Here is a 14,188-nt window from a genome sequence, read left to right on the forward strand (position 1 = left end):
CACTCGTCGCAGATGAACACGGTCGGGCCGGCGATCATGGTCGCGACCTCGGTGTCGCTCTTGCCGCAGAACGAGCAGTAGAGCGGGAAGACCTTCGCCTCGTCCGCGACCGCTTTGGTGGTATCACTCATGATGAGTCTCCAGGGAATAGGAAGGCGAGCGCCCCACCGTTTCCGGCAGGGCGCGCTATGGCTCAGACCCGGGCGAGCAGCCGGCTGGCCTTCTTCTCCATCTCGATGCGCGCATCCTGGTGCGGCAGCGTGCGGGCCACGGCGGTGATGCCGTTCACGAAGTCCCAGATCGACTCGGGCGCCGTCTGTTCCTCGTTCAGCACCGAAGCGATGATCGCGTCGGCCTGCCCTTTCGAGAACTTCTGGCCCAGCAGGAAATCGAGGCGGTCCTCGTCGTTGCGCGCCACCACAGTCGCCTTGGCGTCGGTGATGCCGCTCAGCAGCTTGCTCGTCGCCATCTCGGAATAGGTCTTCAGCGCCGGCGCGGCCTCGGCGTCGAAGCGGACCGGGGCGTTCTTCGTGTGCCGGATGCTGATCTCCTGGAAGCCTTCCACGCCCCAGAGCATCCGATTGCAGCACACGCCGCGCAGGTACATCGTCGCCAGGCCGGCCTTCTGGTCGCCGACCTCGCTGTTGTAGGCATAGAAGCCGCGGAACACGAGATCCGGGTCGCCGTTCGGCAGCTTGCCGATCTCGATCGGATGGGTGTCGTCGACCAGGAACAGGAAGACGTCGCGATCGCTGGCGAAGAGCGTCGTCGTCTGCTTGGTCACGTCCACGAACGGGTTGTAGGTGACGGTGCCGCCCTTCTGGCTGCTCCAGTCCAGCATGCCCGGCACCTTCCAGCGCGTGTCGCCGGTGCCGTTGCCAGCGATGCGCTGCACGGCTTCCACGATCTCGTGGTCGAAGATGCGGCCATAGTCCGGGCCGGTCACAGCGCGCAGCTCGTTCGTCTCGTCCTGGCGGGCATAGGCCTTCAGCAGCTCCGGCCGGTAGTGCATCAGCTTGTACTGCAGGACCAGGCCCGCGATCGTGCCCGGCAGCGTGCGCAGGAAGGAGGGCTTGGCCTCGACCTTCGATGCGAGCTGGGTGAAGGCGTAGTGGCTCGGCTGCATCTCCTGGCCGGTCGTCTGGTTCACCAGGCGCAGATCGCGCGGGTCCGCCCGGTCGGCGATCACGCGGAGCTTGTTCGTCTCGACGATGCTGGCGTGCGACACGTCGGCGAGCCCCTTGGTGTGGGCATAGAGATCATCGAGCGACAGGAACTTCTGATCATCCGGCCGGCTCCACCACTGGCTGGAGACGTTGGAATTGACCGCACCCTTCGTGGTGGCGGCAGTACGGAACGAGCCGGTCACGGCGTCGGAGGTGGCGGGTGAAACAGGCAAAGCGGACATTGGGTGCTCCCGGTCGGGCTGGCTTGGTTGGCTGGAAATCTCCAGCCATCCGACCATAGGAGACGTTGCAATCGTTCGCAATAGGAATTTCAAGCCGACTTGATAAATCCATCAACCGGGTTGAATAAATCGCCAATCGCGTTGCGCTTGCGGCGCGTGTGCCGGGCATTCTCGGCGTGGTGGCCCGCGTCGTAAGTCAAATGGCACTTCTGGCAGAGGCACGCGAGGTTGGCCGGATCCATGTTTTCCGGCACGTGGTCGAGGTGGGCGACCGTGAGAATGATCATGATGATCTTCACCTCGCCGTGCTCGATCTCTGGCCAGTCGAGCATGAACGGCGGCCGGGTGTATCCGTGATCGCGCAGCACGGCCGCATCCATTTGGTGAAACTTGCCGGTCGGGTCCCGGTAGCCCCAGGCGCCGCCGGCGACGTCGCACCACTCGCAGCGATGCCCGGCCCGCTCGCGGATGGCCGCCGAGATCTTGTCCCACTTGGCGCCGTAGCGGGCGCGGTTCTCAGGCTTGATCGGCATCGCGGTCTTCACTTCTTGCCGTTGAGATCGACAACCTGTTCCGGCCAGACCGGGCTAACGCGCACGGACCGCGACCGGCAGCGGCGGCCGTCGGCTTCCCTGGGCGCACAGCAGCGGAACGGCAGGAAGGCCGGGTCGATGTCCTTTCCCCACCGCGCGGCCAGGCCGAACGGGGAGAAGGTCGCGGTGTGCCCGCACTGCCGGCACTCGACGAGAATCTGGATCCCGTGCTCGACATATTGACGGAGGGGGCGGGTGTAGTCGGCCATCGGCGAAGCATGATGGTTCTCTTTTCGTTCCGCAACGAACTCAGGCCTCCGAGGCGTCGTCGATCATCTCCTGACAGTGCGCGGCGATGAAATCGCACGGCAGCCAGGTCCCGTCGTCGAAGGTCAGCAGGGTCGACGATCCGAGCGCGGACATTAAGTCGCCGAGCGCCCTGATCCCGACGACGCCATGGTCCGTTCGGACGCTCTCGACCGCGGCCGCGATGTCCTGGCTCAAGACGGATGACGGCCGACCGGCGAGCTTCGCCACGTCCTCCGGCCAGAGCCATCGGACCGGGAAAGCCCCCTCATCCCGGGCGCGCATCATATCCGCTCCGTTGACGCAGAGCCGGTTCTTGGCGTCGAGGCAGATAGCCTTGTGTTGCGGCCCGCGCCGGCAGAGCCACGACGACGCCTTGTTCACCCATTGGATGAAGCTGTCGAACTGCTGGTTCCCCTCGCTCACAGCTGCAGACTCCCTTGTTCCTTGAGGGGCGCTCCCATCAGCGGGCTCCCGCGCGCTTCGCCGGCTTCACCCAATTCAGCAGCGAGTGCTGGACGTCGTTCATGATGTGCCAGACCCGGAAATAGGCGTGGTGCCGCTCGTGCGAGTGGTCGCCGTGGTTGCCGATCGAGCTTTTGAAGTTCGGATAGTCGATGGCGCAGATCCGGTCGGCGATCGCGGCCGCGACGGTCTTCCGGCTGATGACGGCGCGGAACCGATAGTCCCGGTCGAGCGACTCCGACACCTCGGCATCGGGGAAGGCGCGCTCGAGGTCGCCCGGCATCCGGGCACGGACCAGCAGCTCGTCCTGCTGGCCGGTCAGCTCCACGATTGAGAGCATGGCGTCGTTCATGAAAATCCACATGGTCAGATTCCTCCAGGTGTGCGGCCGCAGGCCGACAGATAAGCGTTGCGCATTTCGACGAGCCGCAGGGCCGCGGCGCTGTTGGTCTTGATGTCGGCCCGGCTGGCCACGCCCAGGCGCCGGCGCAGCTCGACCTTGGCCTCGTCCTCGGTGAACTCTGGCGCCCGGTCGTCGCTGACCTCGAAGTCGAACAACCACCGGCGGAACGCGACTTCCTTCGGCAGCAGGGCGGCTTGCTGCACCAGGCGGGCGCGATCGGCGTCGGGCTGGGCCGGGGTGTCGTCGTCGGCCATTTCCGCGACCGACAGGATCAGGCGCGTGCCCAGCGGGGCCGATGCCATGCGATCAGGGATGTCGTCAGGGTGGACGACGAACGAGACGACGATTCCGTCCTTGGTCTGCCGATAGGCATATTTCAGCGCCTCGCAGTAATAGGCGTCGACCTTCGATTCGCTCATGCGACCTCTCCCAGAAGCGTGGCGTCGCCCAAGATGCGCCGACGCGCCATGAGGGCATACTCGGGGTTCAGCTCGATCAGCAGCGCGTCACGCTGCAGCCGGTCAGCAACGAGGCCCGTCGTGCCGGCGCCCCCGAACGGGTCCATGACGAGACCGCCTTTCGGGCATCCGGCCTTGATGCAATCCTCGATCAGCGCCGGCGGGAAAGTCGCGAAATGGGCTTCCTTGAATGGCGCCGTCGCGACAGTCCAGACCGAACGCTTGTTCCTGCCTTCGCCTTCCCAGGGCACCGATCCACAGACGTTCGATCCTGTGCCATCAGGGCAACCGCGAGCGGTCCCGGGCTTGCGAGCTTTGTTCCCCGACCTTCTCTTCATGCCCCGGTTTGGATGCACGGAAAGATCGCGCTCTCCTGTGAAGGATGATCCGTTGTCGCCGACCGTCGCGACCTCACGGATTGCATCTGCATCGTAAAAATACCGGGCACTCTTGCTCAGCAGAAACAGGTACTCGTGTGCCTTGGTCGGCCGATCGGTGACGCTCTCGGGCATCGGGTTGGGTTTCGACCAGATGATGTCAGAGCGCAGGTACCAGCCGTCGGCCTGGAGAGCGAAGGCGACCCGCCACGGAATACCGATCAGGTCTTTTGACTTCAGCCCGGGGACCTGGATGGCTTGGCCGCCGGCCCGGTACGAAAGGCTTCCGTCTTCGCGGATGTTCGGCGATCGCGCGCCCTGGCCGTTGTAGCTGTCGCCAAGATTCAGCCAGAGCGTGCCGTCATCGCGCAGCACTCGGCGGACTTCGCGAAAGACGGCGACCATCTCTTTCACGAATGCCGACGGCGTCGCCTCCAGTCCGATCTGACCATCGACCCCATAGTCGCGCAGGCCGAAATATGGCGGCGATGTCACGCAGCAATGCACGGACCGATCCGGCAGCGTGCGCAGGATCGACCGGCAGTCGCCAACCAGTATCCGCGTCGTCACGCCGACACCCGCTTGCGCTCGGCATCGATCACCCGCTTCTCGAAGTCGGCGATCATGCCCTTGAGCGTGCCGGCCTCGGCCTTCAGCGCATCGAGGTCGTCGAACGACCGGATCTTGCCCCACGGCCCCTCTTCACGGACCTGGGCGACGAACGCTCGCGGGATGTTCAGCTCGGTCGAGATGCGCTCGTCAGTCCAGCCCGCCTCGTACCGGCCGGCCTTCTCGTCGAAGTGATCGTCGAGCTGGCTGCCGACCTGGAACATCTGGGCGATCGTCGGCCCCGTGGGCTGCACGGGCTTGAGCGGAGCGGCCATGGTGGTCTTGTCCCTCTTGGTGCCCTGGCAATTCGGGCAGCGATTGTGGCGGGCGTTGCGTTCGGCGACGATCCAGCCGATGCGACCGAATTTCTGGCGCACGGCGATCGGGGGGATGGTCAGGTCGCGCTCGGGCAACATGGTCGACTCGTTGCAGGCGCCGCAGAGCGCGGCAAACCGGCGTTCGATGGCGCCGCCTTCGCTCTTGAGCGTGGTGATCCTGTAGGCCTCGCCCTCGTGGCAGGTCAGCGTGGCGCGGCTCATTTCGCGACTGCCGCAGCGCGGTGCGCGTTGATCGCGTCGGCGATGGCCTGGTGGTTGCTCGCCACCTCGACCTTCCCGACGTAGAGCTTCGAGGAGGCGACCACCTTCGAGCGCGACCCGCGCGGGCCGACGACCAGCTTCCACAGCTCCGGGAACTGGTCGCACTCGTAGTTGGTCTCGTGCCGATCGGCGTAGTCGATATGGCCGCACCACTTCATGCGCGCGGCTTTGATGTCGGCGGCGGTGACGAGGCTCATGCTGCCATCCCCCGCGCGGCGAACTGCGCCTCGCGCTGGAGATAGGCGCCGAGGGAGGCGAAGCCGATCAGGGAGACGCCATAGGTGCCGTCGGGCAGCGGCTCGACGCATTGCTTGCGCACCAGCGCATCGCGCTGGGGAACGGCTCCCGGAAAATGCTTCCAGGTCACACAGCGCGACCACATGTAGGAAAGCTCCTTCGCTTGGGCGAGGGTGAGGGGTCTGATCTCGGGCCCGGCGCTCATGCGGCACCCGTTGCGGCGGCGACCGCGGTACCGACGTTGGCCGCGATATGCGCGATGGCCGGCGGCGGCGAGACGCTGTTGCCGCACATGCGGTTCTGCGCGCTCTTCGAGAGCGGCTTGCCATTGAAGATCGGGTCGATGATGTAGCTCTCGGGGAAGCCCTGGGCGCGGAATAGCTCTCGCGGGGTCAGCATCCGCATCGCGATGTCGACGATCTCGTAGGGCTCGCCCTGCACCATCACCAAACCGAAGCGTGGCTTCGTCGTTGCGCTGTGCAGCGGCTCGGCGACGTCCTGGCCGATGGCCGAGCCATAGTATTTGATCATGAACGACCGGACTTCGCCGAGGTGGAAGCCGCCGGCCGTGCTGGTCGGCATGCCCTGGTCGAGCGGCTGGCCGTCCTTGCAAGAGCCCCGCAGCTTCACGAGATGGCTCGCCACGAGCGCCTGATGGCTGCCCGTGCCCGTGATACTGGACACTGGCGAGGTGGCGGGATGCCCGACGACGCCGGTGTTGTGTTGGGCGAGGAAGGCGGCCACGAGGCCGAGCTGCCCGGACGAGTTCTCTTGGAATTTCGTCAGGAACGCTTCGACCAAGCTCATGCCGTTGCCCGTCGGCACGACCACAGGAGATGGCGCACACAGATCAACCGTCCGCGGCTCCTGGCCCTGGCGCTCGCCATATCGCGGAACGCCAAAAGGAACGACCAAGCCGTGCGCATCGCGCGCCGCGGTGAGCGTCTTGAATGGCTCGTTCACGCCCTGACCGCGGAACCCATCGCCGCTGTGGTTGCAGGTCACGATGAACGGCTCGGCCGCGTCGATGACGAACCGCTGCACGCCCTTCGCGATGCGCGCCATCGTTGCCTCGGCCAGGGGCCGGTTCACGCCGACCGACCGCCCCTCTTCCCGGGTGAGAAAGATGGAATGGCAGGCGATCGACCAGTCGATGCAATCGTTCGCGGCCGTCCGGAACGGCAGCAGCCCCGGACCGTGCGTCGGCTTCGGCCAGACGATCGGCTGCCCGTCGCAGCGCGCGATCAGGAACAGCCGCTTGCGGATGGTCGGCGCTCCAAAGTGGCTGGCGCGAACCTCGTTCCACTCGACGCGATAGCCGTAGCGGCGTAGCTCGGCAACCCACTTGCGGAAGGTTTCGCCCTTACGCAGCGGATCGACGACCCAATTGCCGGCCGCGTCCTGGATGAGCGGTCCCCAGGTGACGAACTCCTCGACATTTTCGAGGAAGATCTGGCGCGGCTTGAAGCGGCCCAGCTCATGGATGCAGCGAATCACGACCCAGGCGAGGTCCCGGATGTTCCGCTTCAGCGGCACCGCACCCTTTGCCTTCGAGAAATGTTTGCAATCCGGGGAAAACCAGGCGAACCAAAGTGGCCGGCCCCCGGCGGTACCGGCGAAGTCGGCCTGCCAAATGTTCTGCTGGAAGTGCTTTGTGCCCGGGTGGTTGGCCTCGTGCATGCACAGGGCTTCGTCGTCATGGTTCCAGGCATAGTCCGGATCACGGCCGATGGCCTGCTTGATCGCCTCCGACGCGCCACCGCCGCCGGCGAAGCCGTCGAACACGAGATCGTTGGTCCCGTCGCCGCGGCCGAAGGTCAGATAGGCCGGCGGGGAGAGATCGAGCTGCAGGGCGGCGCTCATACCCCGCACATCCCTTCGCATTCATTGTTGAAGAGGTTCAGCTGCCCGAGGTCTTCTAGGTTCGAAAAATCGACCTGATCGAGAGGCTTGCAGGAACGGTGCATGAACTGCTGCGAACGCATGTTGCTCCCACCATTTCGGATGAGACGGTCCGCCACGACTGCGTCCGAGAAGCTGGACGGGTCGTTTATCTTCATGTCGCGCCACATAGTATCGTCGTGATACGGGCAGCCCTTACACGCACTCTTAGGTGCCAGACGGTACTGCCGCTCCGCTAACCAGCGGACGCAGCCCTGGCGGGACATGCGTTTCTCGATAAGCACGTGACGATTGATGATGTAGCCCACCTGGCTCGGCTTCACCCGCCACGCCTCGTCAGTCGAGATGCCGATCCACATCTCAACCGCACCCTTTGGTGTCTTTCCGCCCAACAGCTCGCGCACCTTCCGACGGATCGGGGTCAGCTTGTATTCCTTGGTGCACTGCCGGCGCCCCATACCCCGCTTTCCGCTGGGGGACAGCGTGAACCAGGGCACGGCGGCGATTCGCCGCCGTGGATCGGCCGCTTGCGCCTCAATATCTTCGCGCAGATTTCCGACGGAAACGCGATGAACGGGGAAAGGCAGCACGCTTTCCAACCAGTCAACCTGGCGATAGACGGCATCAGGCTCCCAGCCGGCGTCTGCGAAGATTGCGCCATCTGGCATCTCGTCGGTTTCACCGCGCGCCGCCATCAATGCGAGAGTCGAGGACTGGACGCCGGCCCCCAGCGAGAGCAGCCGCAGTTTGACAGCACTCACGCCGCGCGCTCCCGCAGCGGCTGGTCCAGCTCACCGAGTTTGATGTCGAGAACCCGGGCGATCGCGACCAGGCGGGTCACTTCGATGGGGCGGATGCCTTTTTCGAAGGTCAGGATCTGGGCGCCGGAAACGCCAACCATCTCGCCCAGCTGGCGCTGCGTCAGGTCTCGGTCCCGGCGCCGCCGGCGGATGATCTCGCCGACGGCCTTTCGGATCTCCGGTGCTTGTGCGCTCGCGTCCATATCCCTCACCAGCATGTTTCAAAGCTGGTGGATGATAAAACAACCGGCTTGTTAATTCCAGTCGAAACATCAAGCCGAAGTCCGCGTCATTTCGTGCTGCACCGCAGCGATTTCGCATTTCCCGCAGCCTGCGGGAAACAAAGAAAAAGGCGCCAAACCGTTTCCGGTCTAGCGCCTTGAATTTCCTACCTCTTTTTGGAGCGGGCGAAGGGATTCGAACCCTCGACCCCAACCTTGGCAAGGTTGTGCTCTACCCCTGAGCTACGCCCGCATCCGGCTGGACGGCAGCGCTGCCGTCCGAGGTGGGCCGGATAATACGAATGGCTCGTCGTCATGCAAGCGCAATTTTGTGCGGTCGCCCTTCCGAGGGCCGCGCGGCTGCCATGCGGACGATGCTTGTCCTTGCGCGCCTGAACCGCCATCTATGGTGCCACTTTCGGGCAAAGAGGGTCGAAGACCGTGGAACAGCTCATCGGCAGCGCGCCCAGCGCCGCCAATCTCATCAAGGATACGACCACTGCAGCCTTCGTGACCGACGTGATCGACGCGTCGATGGAGGTGCCGGTCATCGTCGATTTCTGGGCGCCCTGGTGCGGCCCGTGCAAGCAGCTGAGCCCGATCATCGAAAAGGCGGTCAAGGCCGCCAACGGTGCAGTGAAGCTCGTCAAGCTCAACATCGACGACCATCCGGAGATCCCGACCCAGATGCGGGTCCAATCGATACCGGCGGTCTATGCCTTCAAGGACGGCCGGCCGGTCGACGGCTTCGTCGGTGCCCAGCCGGAAAGCCAGATCAAGGCCTTCATCCAGCGGCTTGCCGGCAAGGCCGGGCCGTCGCCGATCGACGAAGCCTTGGCCATGGCGAAACAGGCGCTGGCCGACGGCGACCTCGCCACCGCCCAGGGCGTGTTCGCGCAGGTACTGGACCATCAGCCGGACAATGCGGTGGCACTGGCCGGCCTCGCCCGCATCGCGCTCGGCCAGGGTGCCATCGAGGATGCCAAGGAAATCATCGGCCAGGTGCCGGCGGGCGACGGCCAGAAGCATGCCGACGTGATCTCGGTCAAGGCCGCGATCGAATTGGCCGAGGGCGCCGCCGCGGCCCAGGGGGCCGCCGCCGAGTTCGAGGGACGTCTGGCGGCCGACCCGGCCGACCATGAGGCACGGCTGGAGCTGGCCAATGCGCTGTTCGCCTCCGGCGAACAGGCGGCGGCGATCGACCATCTGCTGCAGATCGTACGGGCGGACCGGGACTGGAACGAGCAGGCGGCGCGCAAGCAGCTGCTGAAGCTGTTCGAGGCGCTGGGTCCGGTCGACCCGCTGACCGTGCAGGCGCGCAAACGCCTGTCGTCGATCCTGTTCAGCTGACCGGATCGCCCTAGATCCCTCCTCATCATGACAGAGCGCGGTTTCGAGACCCGACCCCAGGACCTTCCCGACAGCCTGCCGATCTTTCCGTTGCCGGGGGTTCTGCTGCTGCCGCGCGGACGCCTGCCGTTGAACGTGTTCGAGCCGCGCTACCTGGCCATGACCGAGGACGCGATCGCGTCCGACCGGCTGATCGGCATCATCCAGCCGTCGGTCGAACGGCCCGAGGGGGCGGAGCCGCCGATCTACCGCACCGGCTGCGTCGGGCGCATCACCAGCTTCGCCGAGGAAGACCATCGCTACCTGATCACCCTGACCGGCATCTGCCGGTTCGACGTGATCGAGGACCACCTGACCCCCGGCGGTTATCGCCGGGTGACGCCGGACTGGTCGCCCTATCGCCAGGATTTCCACGAAACGCCCGACGGCACGGCCGACCGGGCCCGCCTGATCGCCGGCCTGAAAGTGTTCTTCAGGCGGCAGGGCATCAAGGCGGACTGGGACACCGTCTCGGGCACGCCCGACGAGCGGCTGGTGACGTCGCTCGCCATGATCTGCCCGTTCGGGCCGGCCGAAAAGCAGACGTTGCTGCAGGCCAGGGATGCCGCCGAACGGGCACGGCTGTTGACCGGGCTCATCGAGATGGCGATTCTCGATCCTTCGTCCGAGGACGACGGCGCGCGCCCGCGCGCCAACTGACCCGCCTAGAGAAAGACGCTGCGCCATGGCCGACAGTTTTCCGCAGATCGACCCGAAGCTTCTGGAGATCCTGGTCTGCCCGCTCACCAAATCGCCGCTGCGCTATGACCGGGATGCCCAGGAATTGATCAGCGACCAGGCAGGCCTCGCCTACCCGATCCGCGACGGCATCCCGATCATGCTGGTCGACGAGGCGCGCCAGATCGGCGATGACAAGGCGCCCGCCCCGTGATCGGGGACGTCTGGCCGCTCGAGCTGACGGTGAAGCGCGCCGAGCGGCGGCTCGACGTCGCGTTCGACGACGGCACGAGCGCCAGCCTGCCCGCCGAATACCTGCGGGTCGAAAGCCCGTCGGCCGAGGTTCAGGGCCATGGTGCCGACCAGAAGGTGACAGTCGCCGGCAAACGGTCGGTCGGCATCGCCGGGGTGGAGCCGGTCGGCAACTACGCCGTGCGCATCCTGTTCGACGATGCGCACGATACCGGCATCTTCACCTGGCGCTACCTGCATCAGCTGGGCCGGGAACACGGCACCCGCTGGCCGGCCTACCTGGCTGCCCTGGAGGCCCAGGGCCTCCAGCGCTAATCAGAGCCGCTCGCCCCGGACCAGCCGGGGCAGTTCGCCCAGCACGCCCATCGCATGGCGCATCAGCAGCTTCTTGAGCGCCGGCGCGTTGTCGACCAGCTTCAGACCGATGTCGCGGACCAGCCTGACCGGTGCGATCGAGTTCGAGAACAGCCGGTTCAACCCGTCGGTGACGGCCGCCAATGCCACAGTGTCGACCCGGCGCCAGCGCTGATAACGCTCCAGTACGGTCGCCGCCCCCGGATCCAGCCCCAGCCGATGGGCGTCGACGACCAGTTCGGCGAGCGCCGCCGCGTCGCGGATGCCGAGGTTGAGGCCCTGGCCGGCGATCGGGTGGATCACATGGGCGGCCTCGCCCAGCAGCGCCAGCCGCTCGCCGATCATGCGTTCGGCATAGAGCACGCCCAGCGGATAGTGCCAGCGCGGGCCGGCCGGCGCGACCGCGCCCAGGTGCGGACCGAAGCGTCCGGCCAGTTCGGCGGTGAAGGCGCTCTCGCTCAGCGCCATCATCGCCGGCGCCACCGCCGCCCGCTCGGTCCAGACGATCGACGAGCGGTGACGCCCCTCGGCATCATCGACCATCGGCAGGATCGCGAACGGGCCGGCCGGCAGAAAATGCTCGACCGCGACGCCATGGTGCGGCTCGGCATGGACGACCGTGCCGGTGATGGCGTGCTGGGCGTATTGCCAGCCGAGCGTCTTGATCCCGGCCTGCTCGCGCAGGCGCGAATTCTTACCGTCGGCGGCAACGGCAAGGCGCGCCTTGACCTGGCGCCCGTCGGCCAGATGGGCGATCACGCCGCTGCCCGCGGCCTCGATCCGATCGACCGAGGCCGGCGCCAGGTGAACGAGGTCGGGCAGATCCGCCATCCGTTGGAACAGCGCCCGTCGCAGCACCCGGTTCTCGACGATATAGCCCAGCGGATCGTCGCCCAGATCGCGATGATCATAGTGCAGGAACAGCGAGGACCCCTGGTCGGCGACGCGGATGTCGCAGATCGGTTCCGCCTGCCCGGCGACCAGATCCCAGATGCCGATCCCGGCCAGCACCTGCTGGGAACCATAGGCGATGGCCGAGGTGCGGCCGTCGAACGGTTCGTCCAGCATGACCGCGGGCGTCTCCCGATCGATCACGACCGTATGAAGGCCTGCGGACGCGGTAGCGATGGCGAACGGCAGGCCGCTCAAACCGCCACCGACGACGACGACATCGGCATTGAGGCGCGTATTCATGGGGCAGCACCTTGGCCCACGCGGACCAGACTTGTCCAGCGGCGGCCGGTTTGCACCGCGACGGCCTCCTCATCCGCCTAATATTTGGGCAATCGGCGATCGGCAGAGCGTCCGCACGTGGCCGGACGTCGCCATCGGCCGGCGGCACGGATCTTGAAGCGGCCATCCGGTAACGCCACACGCTGTGCCGGTCCGACGTGTCCGAACCGTCGCCCGGGGGGAGCTCCAGAGCCATGAAATTCATCATTGCCGTCATCAAGCCGTTCAAGCTCGACGAGGTTCGCGAGGCGTTGATGAGCCTGGGCATCCAGGGCCTGACGGTAAGCGAGGTGAAGGGTTTCGGCCGGCAGAAGGGCCAGACCGAGATCTATCGTGGCGCCGAATATTCCGTGAGCTTCCTGCCCAAGCTCAAGATCGAGCTGGCCGTGCCGGACGACCTGGCCGAGCGCGCGGTCGAGACCATCCAGCGCACCGCGAACACCGGCCGCATCGGCGATGGCAAGATCTTTGTCCTGGAGATTGCTCATGCGGTCCGCATCCGCACCGGCGAAACCGGCGCCAGCGCGCTCTAGTCCCGCGCCTTGGCACGGATCTTGTTTCCACCGGCCTCGAGCCGATCCATTCAGCCAGATCATTGGCACTTTTCGAACCGCGTATGAGGGAGCACGCAGCATGAGGCAATTCGGTACGGCCGGAAGGATAGCCGGCCTTTCCGGCTTGGCGCTTCTGGGAGGCCTGGTCGCGTTCGCAGCACCGGCGCTGGCGCAGGATGCGGCCCCCGCGGTGGCGGCGGCGGCGGATGCGGCGGCACCGAAGCTCGATTCGGGCGATACGGCCTGGATGCTGACCTCGACCGCCCTCGTGCTGATGATGACGATCCCGGGCCTGGCGCTGTTCTACGGCGGCATGGTCCGCAAGATGAACGTGCTGGCGACCGTGATGCAGAGCTTCGCCATCACCTGCCTCGTCACCGTGCTGTGGATGATCGTCGGCTACAGCCTGGCCTTCACCGAGGGCACGCCCTTCATCGGCGGGCTCACGCGCCTGATGCTGAACGGCATGGCGCTCGACGCCATCAACCCGCTGGCCAAGACCATTCCAGAATCGGTCTTCATGACCTACCAGATGACCTTCGCGATCATCACGCCGGCGCTGATCTGCGGCGCCTTCGCCGACCGCATGAAGTTCTCGGCCATGATGTGGTTCATGACCGGCTGGAGCCTGCTGGTCTATGCGCCGATCGCCCATTGGGTCTGGGGCCCGGGCGGCTACCTGAACGATGCCGGCGTGCTCGATTTCGCGGGCGGTACCGTCGTGCACATCAATGCCGGCGTCGCGGGCCTGGTCGCCTGCCTGATGCTGGGCAAGCGCAAGGGCCTCGGCACCGAGCATTTCGCCCCGCATAACCTGGTGCTGTCGGTGATCGGCGCCGGATTGCTGTGGGTCGGCTGGTTCGGCTTCAACGCGGGCTCGGCCGGCGGCGCCAACACCAATGCCGGCATGGCGATGGCGGTCACCCAGATCGCGACCGCGGCCGCCGCACTCGCCTGGATGTTCGTGGAATGGGCGCTCAAGGGCAAGCCGTCGGTGCTGGGCATCATCTCCGGCGCCGTCGCCGGCCTGGTCGCGATCACCCCCGCCTCGGGCTTCGTCGATCCGACCGGCGCGCTCGTGATCGGCCTCGCGGCCGGCGCCGGCTGCTACTTCAGCGCCACCAGCATGAAGCGGCTGTTCGGCTATGACGACAGTCTCGACGCGTTCGGCGTCCATGGTGTCGGCGGCATGATCGGCGCCGTGCTGACCGGCGTGTTCGCCAAGGCCGCCATCGGCGGCGACGGCAAGAGCGGCTGGATCGACGGCAACCCGGGCCAGATCCTGACCCAGCTCGAGGGCATCGCCTTCACCGTCGTCTATTGCGCCATCGCAAGCTTCGTCATCCTCAAGGTCCTCGACATCGTCATGGGCCTGCGCGTCGACGAGGAAATCGAGCGCGATGGGCTCGA

Annotated in this window: 21 protein-coding genes and 1 tRNA gene; 6 read left to right on the plus strand and 16 right to left on the minus strand. The window is 66.0% G+C overall.

What is annotated here, in order from left to right; translation table 11 throughout:
• The 15 genes from VGV37_RS01900 to VGV37_RS01970 form a co-directional block, all read right to left on the minus strand.
• A partial coding sequence (locus tag VGV37_RS01900; RefSeq protein WP_326877933.1) for a ClpX C4-type zinc finger protein occupies positions 1–131 on the minus strand: 131 nt, incomplete at its 3' end.
• A gap of 62 nt (positions 132–193) precedes the next feature.
• Complete coding sequence (locus tag VGV37_RS01905; RefSeq protein WP_326877913.1) at positions 194–1,408, minus strand: DUF932 domain-containing protein; 1,215 nt, start codon at positions 1,406–1,408, stop codon at positions 194–196.
• 89 nt (positions 1,409–1,497) lie between these two features.
• Positions 1,498–1,941 (minus strand): hypothetical protein, encoded by a 444-nt coding sequence (locus tag VGV37_RS01910; RefSeq protein WP_326877914.1) that lies wholly within the window; start codon positions 1,939–1,941, stop codon positions 1,498–1,500.
• An 8-nt stretch (positions 1,942–1,949) separates the two neighbouring features.
• Positions 1,950–2,210, minus strand: a complete 261-nt coding sequence (locus VGV37_RS01915; protein ID WP_326877915.1) for a hypothetical protein — start codon at positions 2,208–2,210, stop codon at positions 1,950–1,952.
• Between the two features lie 40 nt (positions 2,211–2,250).
• The gene (locus VGV37_RS01920; protein ID WP_326877916.1) at positions 2,251–2,673 is read right to left on the minus strand and encodes a hypothetical protein; all 423 of its coding nucleotides are present in this window, start codon (positions 2,671–2,673) and stop codon (positions 2,251–2,253) included.
• Between the two features lie 37 nt (positions 2,674–2,710).
• Positions 2,711–3,076 carry a hypothetical protein gene (locus VGV37_RS01925; RefSeq protein ID WP_326877917.1) on the minus strand — a complete coding sequence of 122 codons (366 nt, stop codon included), beginning with the start codon at positions 3,074–3,076 and terminating at the stop codon, positions 2,711–2,713.
• A gap of 2 nt (positions 3,077–3,078) precedes the next feature.
• Positions 3,079–3,534: a hypothetical protein gene (locus VGV37_RS01930; protein WP_326877918.1), complete on the minus strand. Its 456-nt coding sequence runs from the start codon at positions 3,532–3,534 to the stop codon at positions 3,079–3,081.
• On the minus strand, positions 3,531–4,520 hold the full coding sequence (locus VGV37_RS01935) for a site-specific DNA-methyltransferase (protein ID WP_326877919.1): 990 nt from the start codon (positions 4,518–4,520) through the stop codon (positions 3,531–3,533). The genes VGV37_RS01930 and VGV37_RS01935 overlap by 4 nt, the downstream gene beginning before the upstream one ends.
• On the minus strand, positions 4,517–5,098 hold the full coding sequence (locus VGV37_RS01940; RefSeq protein WP_326877920.1) for a hypothetical protein: 582 nt from the start codon (positions 5,096–5,098) through the stop codon (positions 4,517–4,519). Before VGV37_RS01940 ends, VGV37_RS01935 begins: the two co-directional genes overlap by 4 nt.
• A complete protein-coding gene (locus tag VGV37_RS01945; protein WP_326877921.1) occupies positions 5,095–5,355 on the minus strand; it encodes a hypothetical protein in 261 nt (86 codons plus the stop codon). The genes VGV37_RS01940 and VGV37_RS01945 overlap by 4 nt, the downstream gene beginning before the upstream one ends.
• Positions 5,352–5,540: a hypothetical protein gene (locus VGV37_RS01950; RefSeq protein WP_326877922.1), complete on the minus strand. Its 189-nt coding sequence runs from the start codon at positions 5,538–5,540 to the stop codon at positions 5,352–5,354. Before VGV37_RS01950 ends, VGV37_RS01945 begins: the two co-directional genes overlap by 4 nt.
• A gap of 56 nt (positions 5,541–5,596) precedes the next feature.
• Entirely contained in the window at positions 5,597–7,258 is a 1,662-nt protein-coding gene (locus VGV37_RS01955; protein ID WP_326877923.1) for a DNA cytosine methyltransferase, read from the minus strand.
• Positions 7,255–8,058 (minus strand): hypothetical protein, encoded by an 804-nt coding sequence (locus tag VGV37_RS01960; RefSeq protein WP_326877924.1) that lies wholly within the window; start codon positions 8,056–8,058, stop codon positions 7,255–7,257. The genes VGV37_RS01955 and VGV37_RS01960 overlap by 4 nt, the downstream gene beginning before the upstream one ends.
• Positions 8,055–8,300 (minus strand): helix-turn-helix transcriptional regulator, encoded by a 246-nt coding sequence (locus VGV37_RS01965; protein WP_326877925.1) that lies wholly within the window; start codon positions 8,298–8,300, stop codon positions 8,055–8,057. The genes VGV37_RS01960 and VGV37_RS01965 overlap by 4 nt, the downstream gene beginning before the upstream one ends.
• Positions 8,301–8,496: 196 nt before the next feature.
• A tRNA-Gly gene (locus tag VGV37_RS01970) sits at positions 8,497–8,571 on the minus strand.
• Positions 8,572–8,759: 188 nt separating this feature from the next.
• On the opposite strand from VGV37_RS01970, the gene trxA reads away from it, so the two are divergent.
• The 4 genes from trxA to VGV37_RS01990 are packed head-to-tail and all read left to right on the plus strand — an operon-like array spanning position 8,760 to position 10,952.
• Positions 8,760–9,668 carry a thioredoxin gene (gene trxA / locus VGV37_RS01975; protein ID WP_326877926.1) on the plus strand — a complete coding sequence of 303 codons (909 nt, stop codon included), beginning with the start codon at positions 8,760–8,762 and terminating at the stop codon, positions 9,666–9,668.
• Between the two features lie 27 nt (positions 9,669–9,695).
• A complete protein-coding gene (locus tag VGV37_RS01980; RefSeq protein ID WP_326877927.1) occupies positions 9,696–10,367 on the plus strand; it encodes an LON peptidase substrate-binding domain-containing protein in 672 nt (223 codons plus the stop codon).
• Positions 10,368–10,392: 25 nt separating this feature from the next.
• Positions 10,393–10,599, plus strand: coding sequence for a Trm112 family protein (locus tag VGV37_RS01985; protein WP_326877928.1), 207 nt, complete (start codon positions 10,393–10,395; stop codon positions 10,597–10,599).
• A complete protein-coding gene (locus VGV37_RS01990) occupies positions 10,596–10,952 on the plus strand; it encodes a DUF971 domain-containing protein (RefSeq protein ID WP_326877929.1) in 357 nt (118 codons plus the stop codon). Before VGV37_RS01985 ends, VGV37_RS01990 begins: the two co-directional genes overlap by 4 nt.
• Here the strand turns inward: VGV37_RS01990 and VGV37_RS01995 are convergent, their stop codons facing one another.
• The gene (locus tag VGV37_RS01995) at positions 10,953–12,185 is read right to left on the minus strand and encodes a UbiH/UbiF/VisC/COQ6 family ubiquinone biosynthesis hydroxylase (protein WP_326877930.1); all 1,233 of its coding nucleotides are present in this window, start codon (positions 12,183–12,185) and stop codon (positions 10,953–10,955) included.
• A 233-nt stretch (positions 12,186–12,418) separates the two neighbouring features.
• On the opposite strand from VGV37_RS01995, the gene VGV37_RS02000 reads away from it, so the two are divergent.
• Both VGV37_RS02000 and VGV37_RS02005 read left to right on the plus strand, forming a co-directional pair.
• A complete protein-coding gene (locus VGV37_RS02000; RefSeq protein WP_326877931.1) occupies positions 12,419–12,757 on the plus strand; it encodes a P-II family nitrogen regulator in 339 nt (112 codons plus the stop codon).
• Between the two features lie 100 nt (positions 12,758–12,857).
• A partial coding sequence (locus VGV37_RS02005; RefSeq protein ID WP_326877932.1) for an ammonium transporter occupies positions 12,858–14,188 on the plus strand: 1,331 nt, incomplete at its 3' end.

This window comes from Aliidongia sp. (genome assembly GCF_035943795.1).
Lineage (GTDB): Bacteria > Pseudomonadota > Alphaproteobacteria > ATCC43930 > CGMCC-115725 > Aliidongia.

Bases quoted from the DNA above. Each gene is read 5' to 3' on its own strand.
- VGV37_RS01905 (WP_326877913.1), bottom strand. From the start codon at position 1,408: ATGTCCGCTTTGCCTGTTTCACCCGCCACCTCCGACGCCGTGACCGGC.
- VGV37_RS01910 (WP_326877914.1), bottom strand. From the start codon at position 1,941: ATGCCGATCAAGCCTGAGAACCGCGCCCGCTACGGCGCCAAGTGGGAC.
- VGV37_RS01915 (WP_326877915.1), bottom strand. From the start codon at position 2,210: ATGGCCGACTACACCCGCCCCCTCCGTCAATATGTCGAGCACGGGATC.
- VGV37_RS01925 (WP_326877917.1), bottom strand. From the start codon at position 3,076: ATGTGGATTTTCATGAACGACGCCATGCTCTCAATCGTGGAGCTGACC.
- VGV37_RS01930 (WP_326877918.1), bottom strand. From the start codon at position 3,534: ATGAGCGAATCGAAGGTCGACGCCTATTACTGCGAGGCGCTGAAATAT.
- VGV37_RS01940 (WP_326877920.1), bottom strand. From the start codon at position 5,098: ATGAGCCGCGCCACGCTGACCTGCCACGAGGGCGAGGCCTACAGGATC.
- VGV37_RS01945 (WP_326877921.1), bottom strand. From the start codon at position 5,355: ATGAGCCTCGTCACCGCCGCCGACATCAAAGCCGCGCGCATGAAGTGG.
- VGV37_RS01950 (WP_326877922.1), bottom strand. From the start codon at position 5,540: ATGTGGTCGCGCTGTGTGACCTGGAAGCATTTTCCGGGAGCCGTTCCC.
- VGV37_RS01955 (WP_326877923.1), bottom strand. From the start codon at position 7,258: ATGAGCGCCGCCCTGCAGCTCGATCTCTCCCCGCCGGCCTATCTGACC.
- VGV37_RS01965 (WP_326877925.1), bottom strand. From the start codon at position 8,300: ATGGACGCGAGCGCACAAGCACCGGAGATCCGAAAGGCCGTCGGCGAG.
- VGV37_RS01980 (WP_326877927.1), top strand. From the start codon at position 9,696: ATGACAGAGCGCGGTTTCGAGACCCGACCCCAGGACCTTCCCGACAGC.
- VGV37_RS01985 (WP_326877928.1), top strand. From the start codon at position 10,393: ATGGCCGACAGTTTTCCGCAGATCGACCCGAAGCTTCTGGAGATCCTG.
- VGV37_RS01995 (WP_326877930.1), bottom strand. From the start codon at position 12,185: ATGAATACGCGCCTCAATGCCGATGTCGTCGTCGTCGGTGGCGGTTTG.
- VGV37_RS02000 (WP_326877931.1), top strand. From the start codon at position 12,419: ATGAAATTCATCATTGCCGTCATCAAGCCGTTCAAGCTCGACGAGGTT.